We start from the raw sequence: 13,610 nt of genomic DNA on the forward strand, positions 1-13,610 counted from the left end.
AAGACCACACCATGGAATTCACGCAAATTTTCACCATTGCCGCCAAGGAGTTTCGCGACCGGATGCGCAACCGCTGGGTGCTGGCCGTGACGCTGGTGTTCACTGTGTTCTCGCTTGTCATCGCCTACTTTGGCGGCGCGCAACAAGGTGCTGTAGGTTTTCGCTCGATCGAGTTCACCATCGCCAGCCTGGTCAGTCTGGTGATCTACCTGATTCCGCTGATCGCTCTGCTGCTTGGCTTTGACGCCATCGTCGGCGAGCGCGAGCGTGGCTCGCTGGATCTGTTGCTGTCGCTACCGATCACGCGGCTCGAATTGCTGCTGGGCAAATATCTCGGCTTGGCCGCCGCGCTGACGCTGTCCACGCTGGTCGGCTTTAGCCTGGTGGCGGTGCTGTTGTACCAGCAGATCAGCTGGGCCGGGCTGTACCACTACATCGGTTTCATGGTCAGCTCGGTGCTGTTGGGACTGGCGTTTTTGAGTATGGCCGTGCTGATGTCGGTCATCGCCCGCGACCGCACACGCGCCTCGGGTCTGGCCATTGCCATGTGGTTTTTCTTTGTGCTGGTGTTTGACCTGTTGCTGCTGGGCATATTGGTCGGTACCGGCGGCAGCTTTGGCGGCGATGCCTTTGCCTGGCTGCTGCTGCTGAACCCGGCGGATGTGTTTCGCATCCTGAACGTGTTTTCGCTCGAAGATGTGCGCATTTTGTATGGTTTGACCAGCATCCTGCCAGCTTCGCTGGGCAGTCCCCTGGTGATGGGCGGCGTGATGGCTGCCTGGATTGTGCTGCCGTTGGCGCTGGCACGTTGGAGATTCAAATGACAAACAAACCTTGCTCCTGTCAGCGTCGCCCTGGCGCTGAGGATATGGCTGAAAACGCTGTTTGCAGCCCGCGCCGCGATCTGCTGCGCCTGACCGCCTTGATGGCCCTGGGCGGCATCAGTGCGCTCGGTGGCGTGGTGGGTTGCGGCGAACAGGGCAGCACCGCGCAAACGCTGGCGCCGGTCGAAATCGACCGCTCCACCAGTTGTGAACTCGATGGCATGTTGCTTTCCGACTACCCCGGCCCGAAGGCGCAGGTGTATTACGCTGGCCAGACGCAACCGGTTTTTTTCTGCGACACCGTCGAACTGTTCAGCACCCTGCTGGTGGGCGAGCAAGTGCGCGCCGTCAAAGCCGTCTATGTGCAAGACATGGGCCAAGCCAACTGGGAGCAGCCCGTGGGCCACTGGATCGATGCCAAGACCGGCATCTATGTGCTGGGCAGCAAGCGCCACGGCTCCATGGGTACGACCATTGGTAGCTTTGCGCAAGAAGCTGATGCACGCAAATTTGCTGCTGAATATGGTGGCAAGGTGCTGCGCTTTGGCGAGATCACCGCTGCCATGGTCGATCTGAGTGGCGGCGCCCTGCACGATACCCGGATGTAAACGGGCCATGCGCTTGCCTTGGCATTTTCGGCCCACGCCCTGGGCCTTAGCCGCTGCTGTGCTACTGCTGGCAGCCTTCGGCTGGTGGGGCGCAGCCGCGTTGCGCATGGCCGCGGCGCCTGGGGCCACAGCCGAGATCGACACCGATTTTTGTGTGGTCGCACCGCCCACGCCGTATGACCCGGCTTTGGGGCTGCCGCTGAGTGCCGCCCGTGCCGTGCCCGCCGGCGCGCGCTGTCCGGTGTGCGGCATGTTCCCGGGCCGCTCGCCTGACTGGGCCGGTCAGGTGATTTTTGCCAACGGCGACGCGCAGTTTTTTGACTCTCCCTTGAGCCTGCTGGTCTATCTGAACGACGTGCCGCGCTACAGCGCCGGGCGCACGGCCAGCGACATCGTGGCACGCTATGTCACCGACGTCACCAGCAAAGACTGGATTGATGCCGGTGCCGCGTTCTATGTGCATGGCTCCAACGCCCTGGGGCCGATGCGCACGGGCAATCTGCCGGCCTTTGCTACACGCCGTGCCGCCGAACAGTTCGCCCAGCAGCGTGGTGGCGAAGTGCGTGTGCTGGGCGCCATTGATGCGCAGATGTTGCAGCAGATGAGTACACGCCATCAGCACTGAGCGCACTGGACAGTGCACTTCGAAAAATACTTATTTGATAGCTGTAGCCGCTTGTTCTGCGGTCATTTCAGGCTGATTTATATCTGTATGTCAATTTTGGCCTGCGCTGATAGCTATTTAATAAATAGCATATTCACAGCGGATGCTCGGTATAAAACCGTCCACCGTGGTACAGCAAGGGCGAGGCGCCGGCGTTGTGCGTGCAGCGCTCGACCTCGCCGACAAAGATCACATGGTCGCCTTCCTCATAGCGACTGCGGTTGAAGCATTCAAACGTGGCGATGGCGCCCTGCAACAGCGGCGCGCCGCTCACACCGGCGGTGTGTTCGACATCAGTCCAGCGATCGATGCCGCGCGTGGCAAAACGCTCGGCCAGCGGTTTCTGACACGCGCCCAGCACATTGATGGCGTAGTGCGAGCCAGCGGAAAATACCGCCAGCGAAGCCGCGTTGCGTGCCAAGCTCCACAGCACCAGCGGCGGCGTCAGCGACACCGAGTTGAACGAGCTGGCCGTCAGTCCGATCAGCTCGCCCTGGGCGCTGCGCGCCGTCACGATGGTGACGCCGGTGGCGAACATGGCCAGTGCTGAACGAAAGTCGGCAGAAGAAAAAGAGGGTGGTCGGGGTTGAAGCAAAGGAAGACAGGACAAAGGCGAAAGCAATCGGGGCGTAACCGCCGATTATGGTTCGCCTGTCCAAATCGTGCAGTCCGCAGCTGGGCACGCCCTTGGCCGCCAACCTGCACGCCCCCTGCGCAGGCAGCGCGACTGCCAAGTCGCCAATAGACTGAGCGATTCAAGTCTTTTGCCGGGTGGCTAAGATCGGGCCATGACCAGCGTAACGCCACGGCGTTCTTTTCGTGAGCAGATGCTCGATGTGCGCCAGGACGCGATTCTTCAGGCGACCCATCAATTACTGTGCAAAAAGAGTTTTGCCGCGATGACCATGGACGACGTGGCCGATGCCGTGGGCATTGCCAAGGCCAGTCTTTACAAGCACTTCAGCAGCAAGGAAGCGCTGTGCTGCGCCGCCGTGGTGCAACTGCTGGCCCAGGTGCGCGCCTATCTGGAGGCGCTGGAGCCCGACACCGCGCCGCTGGACAAATTACGCGCCGTGGTCGGCTGGTCACTGGAGCGCCTGTTGGCACAAGAAATCCCGCAGTGGCCGGGCAGCCATTCGCCGCTGCGCGCGGTGCTCAGGGCGCACCAGGACTGCCTGAGCGAGTGGGTGCTGGTGAGCCAGTGGCTGGAGCAGTGGATCACCGAGGCGCAGCAGCAGGGCACTATTGATGCCGCCTTGCCGCCGCGCGTGGTGCTCTATACCTTGTACGCCCGTGCCTGCGATCCGGCGGTGGGCTTTTTGCAGGACGCTGGCCCGTACTCCGATGTCGAGATCGTCGAACTGATGTTGCGCATCTGCTTTGACGGTCTGGCGGCGCGCTGATTTAACGCACGATCAGCACCGGTACCGTGCTGTTGGCCAGCACCTGCATGGTGACCGATCCCATCACCAGCGTGGCCAGTGCGCCGTGGCCGCGCGAGCCCATCACCAGCATGTCGAATTTTTCTGCGTCAGCGAATTTGGCAATGGTTTCGCCGACCGAGCCGACCTTGGCAACGCGTTGGGCGGTCACGCCGTGGCGTTCGAGGTATTTGCATACCGGCCCCATCACTTTGTCGGCTTCGTCGGCGTAATACTGGTTGACGACCTCTTTGCCTACCGCCGCCCGGGCGCGTGCCGGCAATGCGGGCTGCACCGTGATCACGGTGTATTGGTGCGCGGTGCCCTGCAAATAGTCATGGGTGGCCAGATAGGCCAGCATTTTCTTGGTGTAGGCGCTGCCATCGACTGCAAGCAAGATGTTCATGGAGTTTCCAAAAATGAAGAAGCAGGGGGCCTGCCGCGCTGGCGCAGTCCTTGCGCTGCTGGGCGGTCGGGCGTGGGCCGCATCATAAGGTGATGCAGTTTTGCGCTACAAAGGCGCTTTGCTCGCCTTTGCGCGCATAGCCCAGCGGGTTGGTCAGGACGCGGCATTGCCAGGGCGAGCCATCGCTGTGCGTGCCTTGCACGGTGTAGTCGGTCGGGGCGTGCAGGTGACCGTGCAACCACAGCTGGACCTGCTCCAGACAATCGTCCAGCGCATTGCAAAATCCGGCCGTGCCGGGCACCAGGCCATAGCGCGGGTCGGCGCTGCGCAGACTTGGGGCAAAGTGCGTCACCGCCACCGTCGGGCCGGCAAACGGCGTGGCCAAGGCGGCGCGCAGCCATGCTTGGCACAGCAGCCCTTGCGCGCGTACCGCAGGCGCCAGAAAAGGTGCCTCAGCGCGGGTGCCACCGGTTTTTTTCAAATAGAAGTTGGCTGCCCGAAAGGCTTTGTCGCGCTGGCGCAAACGCCGTGCCAGGTCGCTGCTGCCCTCTTGCTCGGCCAAGGCGTCAAAGTCGCTCCACAGCGTGGTGCCGACAAAACGCACGCCGTTCAGCACCAGCGTTTCCCGCTCCAGCCACAGCAGTCCCAGGCGCTCGCAAGTGGCGCGCAGGCGGACGTGCGCCGCGTCAAAGTCCTGCGCGTCGTACTCATGGTTGCCAGGGACAAAAATCACCGGTACCGGCCAGCCGGCAAACCGCTCCAGACCAAAATGGTCATCGCTCAGTTGCGAGCCGCTCTGGTAAGAGCCAATGTCCCCGGCCAGCACCAGCACGTCGGCGCCGGGGGTCGGCAGGGGCACGAAGTGGGGATGGACTTCAAGGTGCAGATCGGACAGCAGCTGGATTTTCATGGCCGATTGTCGCCGCCTCGCTTCAGTCGTTGCCGGGGCTGCCAGCGTCAAGCTGCACCCGGCGTGAGGGCATTGGGTTGCTGCAGTAGTATGACTAGGGTTAACCCTTATGATGACGGCATGGCACTTATCCAGTGCGCTTTTTTGACAAAGATCACCACCATGACCGCTCTTGCCCACGCCACCTATTTCCCTGCCATGCGCGCCACTCAGCCGGCCCGCCAGATCGCCCATATCGTGCATAGCGTGCGCGCCGTGTTCCATGCCTGGAGCCAGGCACGCCGCCAAGAGCGTGCCGAGCGGGCTTTGTGGAGCATGGCGCTGGCCGATCCGCGCGTCATGACCGACCTGACCTGCGCCCTCAGCCGCCACGGTGACTGATTGGGTATTTTTCGTGTCTCCTGAGAGGTCCAGGCGCAGCGCCTGACTGCTGCTTCCAACCGTGCCTTGCGCACGGTTTTTTTCGCCGACACCAACCGTGCGCTACAAAAAAGCCGCGTGCTGAACAACAACGCGGCTTTGGGAGGGCGCAGGGCGGGCCTGCGCTGGCAGGCCCGTGCGCCGGAGGGCGGAATTAACCGGCCAAACGCTTTGCCAGCGCCGCTTTGGTATCGAGCAAGGCCTGGGGCATGTGGTAGGCCAGCTTTTCAAAGTGCGCGTCGTGCAACTTGAGCTCTTCCTGCCACGCGGGAACATCGATGCTGGTCACGATCTGGAACTGCTCGGGCGAGAACTCCAGACCCGTCCAGTTGATTTCCTCATACTTCGGTGCCACGCCGAGTGCAGTTTCTTCGCCGTGCACCTGGCCTTCGATGCGGTCAATCATCCACTTCAGCACGCGCATGTTGTCGCCATAACCGGGCCAGACAAACTTGCCCGCGGCATTCTTGCGGAACCAGTTGGTGGTGTAGATGCGCGGCAGCGTGGCGCCGGCAGCGGCCAGCTTGGCGCCGGTGTCCAGCCAGTGCTGGAAGTAGTCGCTCATGTTGTAGCCGCAGAACGGCAGCATGGCGAACGGGTCGCGGCGCACCACACCTTGCTGACCAAAGGCGGCAGCGGTGGTCTCAGAACCCATGGTCGCGGCCATGTAAACGCCTTCCGTCCAGTTGCGCGCTTCGGTGACGAGCGGCACGGTGGTCGAGCGGCGGCCGCCAAACATGAAGGCATCAATCGCCACGCCAGCCGGGTCGTCCCAGGCCGGGTCGATGGCGGGGTTGTTGGTCGCAGCCACGGTAAAGCGCGAATTCGGGTGCGCGGCTTTGGCGCCGGTTTCCTTGGCGATTTGCGGCGTCCAGTCGCGGCCTTGCCAGTCGATCAGGTGATCCGGGATCACGCCGGTGTCCTGCTCCATGCCTTCCCACCAGACGTCGCCGTCATCGGTCAGGGCGACGTTGGTGAAGATGACGTCCTGGTTCAGCGACAACATGCAGTTGGGGTTAGTGTGCATGTTGGTGCCGGGAGCCACACCAAAGTAGCCGGCTTCGGGGTTGATGGCCATCATCTTGCCGTCGGCTTGCGGCTTGATCCACGCAATGTCGTCGCCAATGGTGGTGACTTTCCAGCCCGCAAAGCCAGCCTCGGGCGGCACCAGCATCGAGAAGTTGGTCTTGCCACACGCACTCGGGAAAGCCGCTGCCACGTGGTATTTTTTGCCGGCGGGGTTGGTCACGCCCAGGATCAGCATGTGCTCGGCCAGCCAGCCTTCCTTGCGGCCCATGGTCGAGGCAATGCGCAGCGCCAGGCACTTCTTGCCCAGCAGCGCGTTGCCGCCGTAGCCCGAGCCATACGACCAAATTTCGCGCGTCTCAGGAAAATGCACGATGTATTTGGTGTCGGGATTGCACGGCCAGCTGGTCGCATCCTTCTCGCCCGCCGCCAGCGGCGCACCGACGGTGTGCATACACGGCACAAATTCGCCTTCCACGCCCAGCACGTCGTACACCGCTTTGCCCATGCGCGTCATCAGTTTCTGGTTGACGGCGACGTAGGCGCTGTCGGTCAGCTCGACGCCAATGTGGGCGATGTGGCTGCCCAATGGGCCCATGCTGAACGGCACGATATACATGGTCCGGCCTTGCATACAGCCGTCAAACAGCGGCTGCAGCGTAGTACGCATTTCGGCCGGAGCCATCCAGTTGTTGGTTGGGCCGGCGTCTTCTTTTTGTGCGGAGCAGATGTAGGTGCGGTCTTCGACGCGCGCCACGTCAGACGGATCGGAGCAAGCCAAAAAGCTGTTCGGGCGCTTGGCGGGGTTGAGTTTTTTGAAGGTGCCGGAATCGACCAATTGCTGGCACAGCAGGTCGTATTCTTCTTTGCTGCCGTCGCACCAATGGATGTTGGCGGGCTTGCACAAGGCCACCATGTCGGCCACCCACGCCAGCAGGCGGGCATTTTTGACGTAAGCGGGAGCGTTGAGGCTCAGGCCTTGCATGTGGGGAGAATTCATCGGGCGCATCCTTGAAGTGAAAAACAGTTTTTTCAAAGGAAGCGCGCTCGGCACGGCCTTTGAAAAAACAGCTGATGAACTCACTCGGCGGCGGGGTCGCTGCCCGGCTACGCAAAATTGGCTGGGCTATCGATTTTAAGAAGCTGTCCGCTTTTTGTCTGCCCAAGGGATATCAAAATCATGCATAAAAAGCATGATGTTATGCATATATGTTTTGCAGTAGGGCCCTGCACAGCGATAAAAAAACCCCGCAACGCGGGGGTGGGGACGGCCGTCCTGCGGGCGTGAGGGCTTGCAGCGGGTTCACGCCATATACACGGCAATCATCGCCAGCAGAAAAATCATCACTGCGCCGACCGCTGGAATGACCAGCGGTATATAGGGCACCACGGCCTCGACGGCGTCGGGCAACTGGGCATCAGCGAAGGGCGGGGCTGCCGCAGGAGCGGCGGAGGCGTTGGGCAGGGACATGGTGTTCTCTCCAGAGGGTGGAGCCAAAGGGCAAGACGGTTTGCGCTGCCATCTTAGACCGCAGCGCTGTTTCTGTGTGTTGTCCGGCCCATCGGCGGCACGCCCGCAGGCTCAGAGCATCACCGCTTCCAAGCCGGCGCTGCGCAACTGCTCCAGCACCTGCGCCACATGCGCATGGCCGCGTGTTTGCAGCACCAGCTCGATCTCGACGTTCTGCGCCGCCAGCAGCGTAAAGGCGCGCTGGTGGTGCACTTCCTCGATATTGGCGCCGGCATCGGCCACCGTAGCGGTAATGCGCGCTAGCGCACCGGGCGTGTCGCGTGCGCTGACCTTGATGCGCGCCAAGCGGCCCGAACGCGCCATGCCGCGCTCAATGATCGAGGCCAGCAGCAGCGGATCGATATTGCCGCCGCACAGCACCAAGCCGACCTTTTTGCCAGCAAAGCGCTCGGGGTAGCGCAAGAGCGCCGCCAGTCCGGCTGCGCCCGCGCCCTCGACCAAGGTTTTCTCAATCTCCAGCAGCATCAGCACCGCTTGTTCGATGTCGCCCTCGTCCACCAGCACCAAGTCGTCCACCAAGCGCTTGATGACCTCTTGGGTCATAGTGCCGGGCGTGCCGACGGCAATGCCCTCGGCGATGGTCGAAGTGCCCTGCGGATACTGCGTGCCCTTGACGGCATTCACCATCGCCGGAAAGCGCGTGGTCTGCACGCCAATCAGCGTGATGTCTGGCCGCAGCGCGCGCGCCGCCGTCGCCACGCCCGCCATCAGCCCGCCGCCGCCGACGGCAATCACCAGCGTGTCCAAGTCCGGCACGGCAGCCAGCATTTCCAGTCCCAGCGTGCCTTGCCCGGCGGCCACGGCCTCGTCGTCATAAGGATGGACGAACACCAGCCCCTGGGCATCGGCCAGCGCGTGCGCGTGGGCGCTGGCTTCTTCCAGCGAGTCACCGTGCAACACCACCTCAGCGCCAAAGCCGCGCGTGCGCTCGACCTTTACCCCCGGCGTAAAGCGCGGCATGACGATGACGGCGCGAATCCCCAGCCGCTGCGCGTGGTAGGCCACGCCCTGCGCATGGTTGCCGGCACTCATCGCCACCACGCCGCGCGCGCGCTCCTCGGGCGTCAGCTGCGCCAGCTTGTTGCACGCACCGCGCTCTTTGAAGGAGGCGGTGAACTGCAGGTTTTCAAATTTCAGAAAAATCTGCGCGCCGACGATCTGCGACAGGGTTTTGGATTCGACACAGGGCGTATCCAGCACCTGGCCTTGCAGACGCACGGCGGCGTCGCGGATATCTTGAAGTTGGAGCATGGGCAATTGTCGTGATAGAACGCCTCGCCCGGAGGCGATTGTGGGTACTTGCAGCGCCTGACCACAGCGCTTGAGAAGCCCAGTAAAGCTATAAAAAGTGAGCTGTAGGCGCTTGGATTGAATGGCTTTCAGACTGTTTTATATCTGAAACGATTGTTTTGCCAGCGGTATGCGCTATCTTTTTAATAAGGTATCTCAGTGTGCTGTCTGCCCCTCAGCCGGTAAACGCCCGCGCCAGCATCGCGTCCACGTCCATGGCGCGTGTGTCGAGGGCGCCGACCACGCGTCCGGCGCCATCCCTGCTGCTGCCCTCCAGGCGCGTGGCGATAAAAGCATCGGCCACGGCAGCGGGCGCCTGCTGGCGCAGCAGGCAGGCCTGGGCCAGCAGTACCAGCCGCTGCACCAGCACGCGGCCCAGCGCTTCGAGCTGCTCGGGCGCGCTGGCCAGCAGGGTGCGCAGTGCTTGCAGTGCCGCCAGGATGCGCGGCTCGCCGGCGCCCGCGTCGTGCAGGTCGGCCAGCAGCGCCTGTGCTGCCTCAGGCTCGCGTGCCAGTGCGCGCAGCACGTCCAGGCACATCACGTTGCCCGAGCCCTCCCAGATCGAATTCACCGGTGCCTCGCGAAACAGCCGCGCCAGCACGCTGTCCTCGACATAGCCATTGCCGCCCAGCACCTCCATCGCCTCACCCGTCAGCTCCACGGCACGTTTGCAGACCCAGAACTTGGCCGCTGGTGTGACGATGCGCTTCCAGGCGCGCTGCAGCGGGTCGCTGGCGCCGGCGCTTTCGTGCTCGTAAGCCTGCGCCAGGCGCATGGCCAGCACCAGCGCGGCCTCGCTCTCCAGTGCCAGATCCACCAGCACGGCGCGCATCAACGGTTGCGCCGCCAGTACCTTGCCAAAGGCACGGCGCTGGCGCGCATAGGCCAGCGCCTGCACCGTGGCCTGGCGCAGGAGGGCGGCGCTACCAATGACGCAGTTCAGCCGCGTCATGCTGGCCATCGCCAGGATGGTGGCAATGCCGCGCCCTTCCTCGCCCAGCAGCACGCCCCAGGCGCCATCGAACTCGACCTCGGCGCTGGCATTGCTGCGGTTGCCGACCTTGTTCTTGAGGCGCTGCACTTGCACCGCGTTCAGACTGCCGTCGGGGCGCCATCGCGGCACGTAAAAACAGGCCGGCCCGCCCTGCGGCGTCTGCGCCACCACCAAGTGCGCGTCGCTCATCGGCGCCGAGAAAAACCACTTGTGCCCGCGCAGCAGGTATTCGCCGCCGCGCCCGCCCGCGCCGCGGCCCGAATGCAACGGTGTGGCCTGCGTGGTGTTGGCGCGCACGTCCGAGCCGCCCTGTTTTTCGGTCATGCCCATGCCCAGCCAGATGGAGGTCTTGTCGGCCAGCGGCAGATCGCGCGCGTCGTAAGCGTCGCTGTAGAGCGGGCCCTGCAGCTGCGCCCACAGCGCCGGCTCCTTTTGCAGCAGCGCAATACTGGCGGTCGTCATGGTCGCCGGGCACAGCGTGCCCTGCTCGACTTGGCCGTGCAGATAAAAGCCCGCCGCCCAAGCGCTCCAGCGGCCCGGCTGCTCGCCACGAAACGGCATGGCCACCCAGCCCTGCGCGCGGTACCGCGCCAGCAACGCGTGCCAACTGGGGTGAAACTCCACGCGGTCCATGCGCCGCCCACGCGCATCAAAGCGCTGCAGCTCGGGCGGATGGCGGTTGGCGTCGCGCGCCAGCTGCCAGGTTTCGGCGCGGCCCAGTTGCGCGCCATACGCCGACAACTGTGGCCGCGCCCAATCAGCGCCAGCGCGTTGCAAGGCCTCGCTCAGCGCCGGGTCGGTATCGAACAGGCGGTAGTCGGATAGATCGTCAAATTGGTTGAACACCTCGTGCGTGCGGCTGGCCATGGCGGACTCCGTTCTCGGGCTGGGCGGTGGGCGGCGGTAGTGATTTTCCCCGGTTCATGCGTCAGAGGGGAGCCGTGCGATCGGTGCAGGCTCGGGCAAGGCGAAACACCGGTCACTGGATGCAACGCTTGAAAGGCGTGGGCCGTGCTGGAGTAGGCCTGCTTGTATTTGACAGCGTTATTCTCCAAGCAGTGTTTGCTATCATTTTTAAAATGTTTGCGGTGTTTGGCCATTCTGCTTGGCTGTATTGCGGCGTATCTCCTACCAATTTTTGAAAGGCCGGCATGGCTTCCTTGACTGTGGGCCCACTGTCGTTTCCGGGCGAACTGGTGCTGCTGGGGCTCGCCTTGGCGCTGGCCAGTGGAGCTGCGTGGCAGTTGCGCCGGCGTTGGCAGGTTGACGTGGCGCCGCAGGTGTGGCGTGCGCTGTGGCTGGGTTTGCTGGTGGCGCGGGTGTCGTTTGTGCTGGACTTTGCTGCGGTCTATGCCGATGCGCCGTGGCAGATATTGAACGTGCGCGATGGCGGATGGGATGCGCTGGCCGGCTGGCTGGCGGTGGCCGGCTACACCGCTTGGCTGGCTGGGCGCCACCGGCCGCAGCGGCGCGCGCTGTGGGTCACGCTGCTGGTGGCCGCGGGCGTGTGGTGGGGCGGCACGGTGTTGCTGGTGCGCCTGAACGCGCATGGGCCGCAATTGCCGGCGTTGTCACTGGGGCGGCTGGAGGCGGGCGAGCAGCTGCTGGCCGACTTTGCCGGGCGCCCGGTGGTGCTGAACCTGTGGGCCACTTGGTGTCCGCCGTGCCAGCGCGAAATGCCGGCGTTGCAACGCGCGCAGCAGCAGTACCCGGGCGTGCATTTTGTTTTTGCCAACCAGCATGAATCGCGCGAGACGGTGCAGCGCTTTCTGGCGCTCAAGGGGCTGGTGCTGCACAACGTGCTGCTGGACGAGCACGGCGCGCTGGCGCGGCATTTTCAGGAACGGGCGCTGCCGACAACATTCTTTTTTGATGCCAGCGGCGCGCTGGTGGATGTGCGCACTGGGGAGTTGTCGGATGCTTCCTTGGCGCAGCGTTTGGCACGTTGGCCCGAGGCTGTGGGGCCTGCGTCAGTCAGGCCGTGAAGCGGCTAGGGCCGTGCGGCGTTAGCGCGCCAGCAGCGGAAACAGTTTCCCCAGCCCGTCGGCCATCACTTCGACGGCCAGCGCAGCCAATATCAAACCCATCAGGCGGGTCATGACGTTGATGCCGGTTTTACCGAGCACGCGGGCGATCGGGTCGGCCAGCGAGAAGCACACCACGGTGGCCAAGCCAATGACGACGCCATAGCCAATTAGCGCGGCGTGCTGCCAGAGGTTTTGTGCGCGGTCGGCGTAGATCACCACGGTGGACATGCTGGCCGGGCCGGTCAGCAGCGGAATGGTCAGCGGCACCACCGCAATGCTGGAGCCGGCGGCGGCTTTTTCTGCGCCTTCTTCGAGTTCGTTGGTCAGCGGCTTGGCTTCCGCCGGCTGGGCGTTGAGCATGTTCATGGCGCTGATCAGCAGCAGCAGGCCGCCGCCCACCTGGAAACTGGGCAGCGAAATGTTGAAGAATTCCAGAATCTGCAGTCCGAGCAGGGCGCAGATGGCGATGACGCAAAACGCACTGAAGGCGGCGGTGTAGATGGTTTGTTTGCGCTGCGCCGGCGAAAACCCCTGTGTGTAGTGGATGAAAAACGGCACGATGGCCAGCGGGTTGACGATGGCCAGCAAGGTGATGAGGGGTTTCAGATCCATGAGGAGCTTCGGAAAAAGGCGGGTGCAGGAGGGCGCTTTGCGTTGCATGGGCGCTCCTGCAAGAATGCTGGACCGCTACAAGCGCGTGCTATTACAGCACTGCGTGGCTGCCGTGGGGCGGGCGATTTTGCCTATTTCCCCAGGGGTGCGTGCAACACGAGAAGGAGCAGGGTCATGGGCCAATGGATTGATTTGACTGGCAGCGATGGTTTTGTCGTACCGGCCTGGGTGGCTGAGCCGGTGGGCCCGGCACGGGGCACGTTGGTGGTGCTGCAGGAAATTTTTGGGGTCAATGCGCACATTCGTGACGTGACCGAGCGCTGGGCGCGCGTTGGTTATTTGGCGGTGGCGCCGGCGCTGTTTGCGCGGGTGCAGGCAGATGTGGATCTGGGCTATGGCGCGGCAGACATGGCGCAGGCCAAGTCGCTCAAGGCGGCGGCCGAGGCTTTGCCGGACGCCGGCGTGCTGGTTGATATCCAGGCGGCCATCGACTACGCCGATGCGCGCAGTGCCGGGCCGGTGGGGGTGGTCGGGTTTTGCTGGGGTGGTTTGCTGGCCTGGCGCGCGGCCTGTACTGTGCCCGGGCTGGCGGCGGCGGTGTGCTATTACGGCGGCGGCATGACGAACCAGGTCGAGAAGGCGCGCACGCCGCGCTGTCCGGTGCTGGCGCATTTTGGTCGTCTGGATGCGTTTATTTCGCAGGCCAGCGTGCAGCAGTTTGCTGCTGCACAGCCGCCGGTGCAGGTGTATCTGTATGACGCCGACCATGGCTTTCACTGTGAACAGCGCGGCGCCTATGACGCGGCAGCGGCAGCCAGCGCACATGCGCGCACGTTGGCGTTTTTTGCCCGGCACCTGGGGGCCGAGCCGGTCTGAT

The 13,610-nt window shown here is 63.5% G+C and carries 15 protein-coding genes; 7 read left to right on the forward strand and 8 right to left on the reverse strand.

The features are described from left to right. Positions 1 to 11: 11 nt before the first annotated feature. Genes Q390_RS0114695 through Q390_RS0114705 form a run of 3 tightly spaced genes read left to right on the forward strand, consistent with a single transcriptional unit; the run spans position 12 to position 2,057 of the window. Positions 12 to 824: an ABC transporter permease gene (locus tag Q390_RS0114695; protein ID WP_027996745.1), complete on the forward strand. Its 813-nt coding sequence runs from the start codon at positions 12 to 14 to the stop codon at positions 822 to 824. A 44-nt stretch (positions 825 to 868) separates the two neighbouring features. Next, positions 869 to 1,432, forward strand: coding sequence for a nitrous oxide reductase accessory protein NosL (locus Q390_RS0114700; RefSeq protein ID WP_027996746.1), 564 nt, complete (start codon positions 869 to 871; stop codon positions 1,430 to 1,432). 7 nt (positions 1,433 to 1,439) lie between these two features. After that, a complete protein-coding gene (locus Q390_RS0114705) occupies positions 1,440 to 2,057 on the forward strand; it encodes a nitrous oxide reductase accessory protein NosL (RefSeq protein ID WP_084153942.1) in 618 nt (205 codons plus the stop codon). A 133-nt stretch (positions 2,058 to 2,190) separates the two neighbouring features. Here the strand turns inward: Q390_RS0114705 and Q390_RS0114710 are convergent, their stop codons facing one another. Further along, entirely contained in the window at positions 2,191 to 2,634 is a 444-nt protein-coding gene (locus tag Q390_RS0114710) for a flavin reductase family protein (RefSeq protein WP_084153943.1), read from the reverse strand. 250 nt (positions 2,635 to 2,884) lie between these two features. Here Q390_RS0114710 and Q390_RS0114715 point away from each other — a divergent pair, with 250 nt between their 5' ends. Continuing rightward, positions 2,885 to 3,499 carry a TetR/AcrR family transcriptional regulator gene (locus Q390_RS0114715; protein WP_027996749.1) on the forward strand — a complete coding sequence of 205 codons (615 nt, stop codon included), beginning with the start codon at positions 2,885 to 2,887 and terminating at the stop codon, positions 3,497 to 3,499. A 1-nt stretch (position 3,500) separates the two neighbouring features. On the opposite strand, the gene Q390_RS0114720 is transcribed toward Q390_RS0114715, so the two are convergent. Both Q390_RS0114720 and Q390_RS0114730 read right to left on the reverse strand, forming a co-directional pair. Next, on the reverse strand, positions 3,501 to 3,923 hold the full coding sequence (locus tag Q390_RS0114720; protein ID WP_027996750.1) for a universal stress protein: 423 nt from the start codon (positions 3,921 to 3,923) through the stop codon (positions 3,501 to 3,503). Positions 3,924 to 4,005: 82 nt separating this feature from the next. Continuing rightward, the gene (locus Q390_RS0114730) at positions 4,006 to 4,833 is read right to left on the reverse strand and encodes a metallophosphoesterase (protein ID WP_027996751.1); all 828 of its coding nucleotides are present in this window, start codon (positions 4,831 to 4,833) and stop codon (positions 4,006 to 4,008) included. Between the two features lie 162 nt (positions 4,834 to 4,995). Here Q390_RS0114730 and Q390_RS0114735 point away from each other — a divergent pair, with 162 nt between their 5' ends. Beyond that, positions 4,996 to 5,214, forward strand: coding sequence for a hypothetical protein (locus tag Q390_RS0114735; protein ID WP_027996752.1), 219 nt, complete (start codon positions 4,996 to 4,998; stop codon positions 5,212 to 5,214). Between the two features lie 193 nt (positions 5,215 to 5,407). On the opposite strand, the gene Q390_RS0114740 is transcribed toward Q390_RS0114735, so the two are convergent. From Q390_RS0114740 to Q390_RS0114760, 4 genes are all read right to left on the reverse strand, one after another. Then, positions 5,408 to 7,279, reverse strand: a complete 1,872-nt coding sequence (locus Q390_RS0114740) for a phosphoenolpyruvate carboxykinase (GTP) (protein ID WP_027996753.1) — start codon at positions 7,277 to 7,279, stop codon at positions 5,408 to 5,410. 303 nt (positions 7,280 to 7,582) lie between these two features. Next, positions 7,583 to 7,750 (reverse strand): hypothetical protein, encoded by a 168-nt coding sequence (locus Q390_RS19995; RefSeq protein ID WP_156949919.1) that lies wholly within the window; start codon positions 7,748 to 7,750, stop codon positions 7,583 to 7,585. Between the two features lie 111 nt (positions 7,751 to 7,861). Beyond that, complete coding sequence (locus tag Q390_RS0114755; protein WP_027996754.1) at positions 7,862 to 9,061, reverse strand: threonine ammonia-lyase; 1,200 nt, start codon at positions 9,059 to 9,061, stop codon at positions 7,862 to 7,864. A 214-nt stretch (positions 9,062 to 9,275) separates the two neighbouring features. Further along, a complete protein-coding gene (locus tag Q390_RS0114760) occupies positions 9,276 to 10,961 on the reverse strand; it encodes an isovaleryl-CoA dehydrogenase (RefSeq protein ID WP_027996755.1) in 1,686 nt (561 codons plus the stop codon). A 284-nt stretch (positions 10,962 to 11,245) separates the two neighbouring features. On the opposite strand from Q390_RS0114760, the gene Q390_RS0114765 reads away from it, so the two are divergent. Beyond that, positions 11,246 to 12,079: a TlpA family protein disulfide reductase gene (locus tag Q390_RS0114765; protein ID WP_027996756.1), complete on the forward strand. Its 834-nt coding sequence runs from the start codon at positions 11,246 to 11,248 to the stop codon at positions 12,077 to 12,079. Between the two features lie 21 nt (positions 12,080 to 12,100). On the opposite strand, the gene Q390_RS0114770 is transcribed toward Q390_RS0114765, so the two are convergent. Continuing rightward, complete coding sequence (locus Q390_RS0114770; protein ID WP_027996757.1) at positions 12,101 to 12,733, reverse strand: MarC family protein; 633 nt, start codon at positions 12,731 to 12,733, stop codon at positions 12,101 to 12,103. 174 nt (positions 12,734 to 12,907) lie between these two features. Between Q390_RS0114770 and Q390_RS0114775 the strand changes: the two genes are divergently transcribed. Beyond that, positions 12,908 to 13,609, forward strand: coding sequence for a dienelactone hydrolase family protein (locus Q390_RS0114775; RefSeq protein ID WP_027996758.1), 702 nt, complete (start codon positions 12,908 to 12,910; stop codon positions 13,607 to 13,609). Position 13,610: the final 1 nt, after the last annotated feature.

This window comes from Simplicispira psychrophila DSM 11588 (assembly GCF_000688255.1).
Lineage (GTDB): Bacteria > Pseudomonadota > Gammaproteobacteria > Burkholderiales > Burkholderiaceae_C > Simplicispira > Simplicispira psychrophila.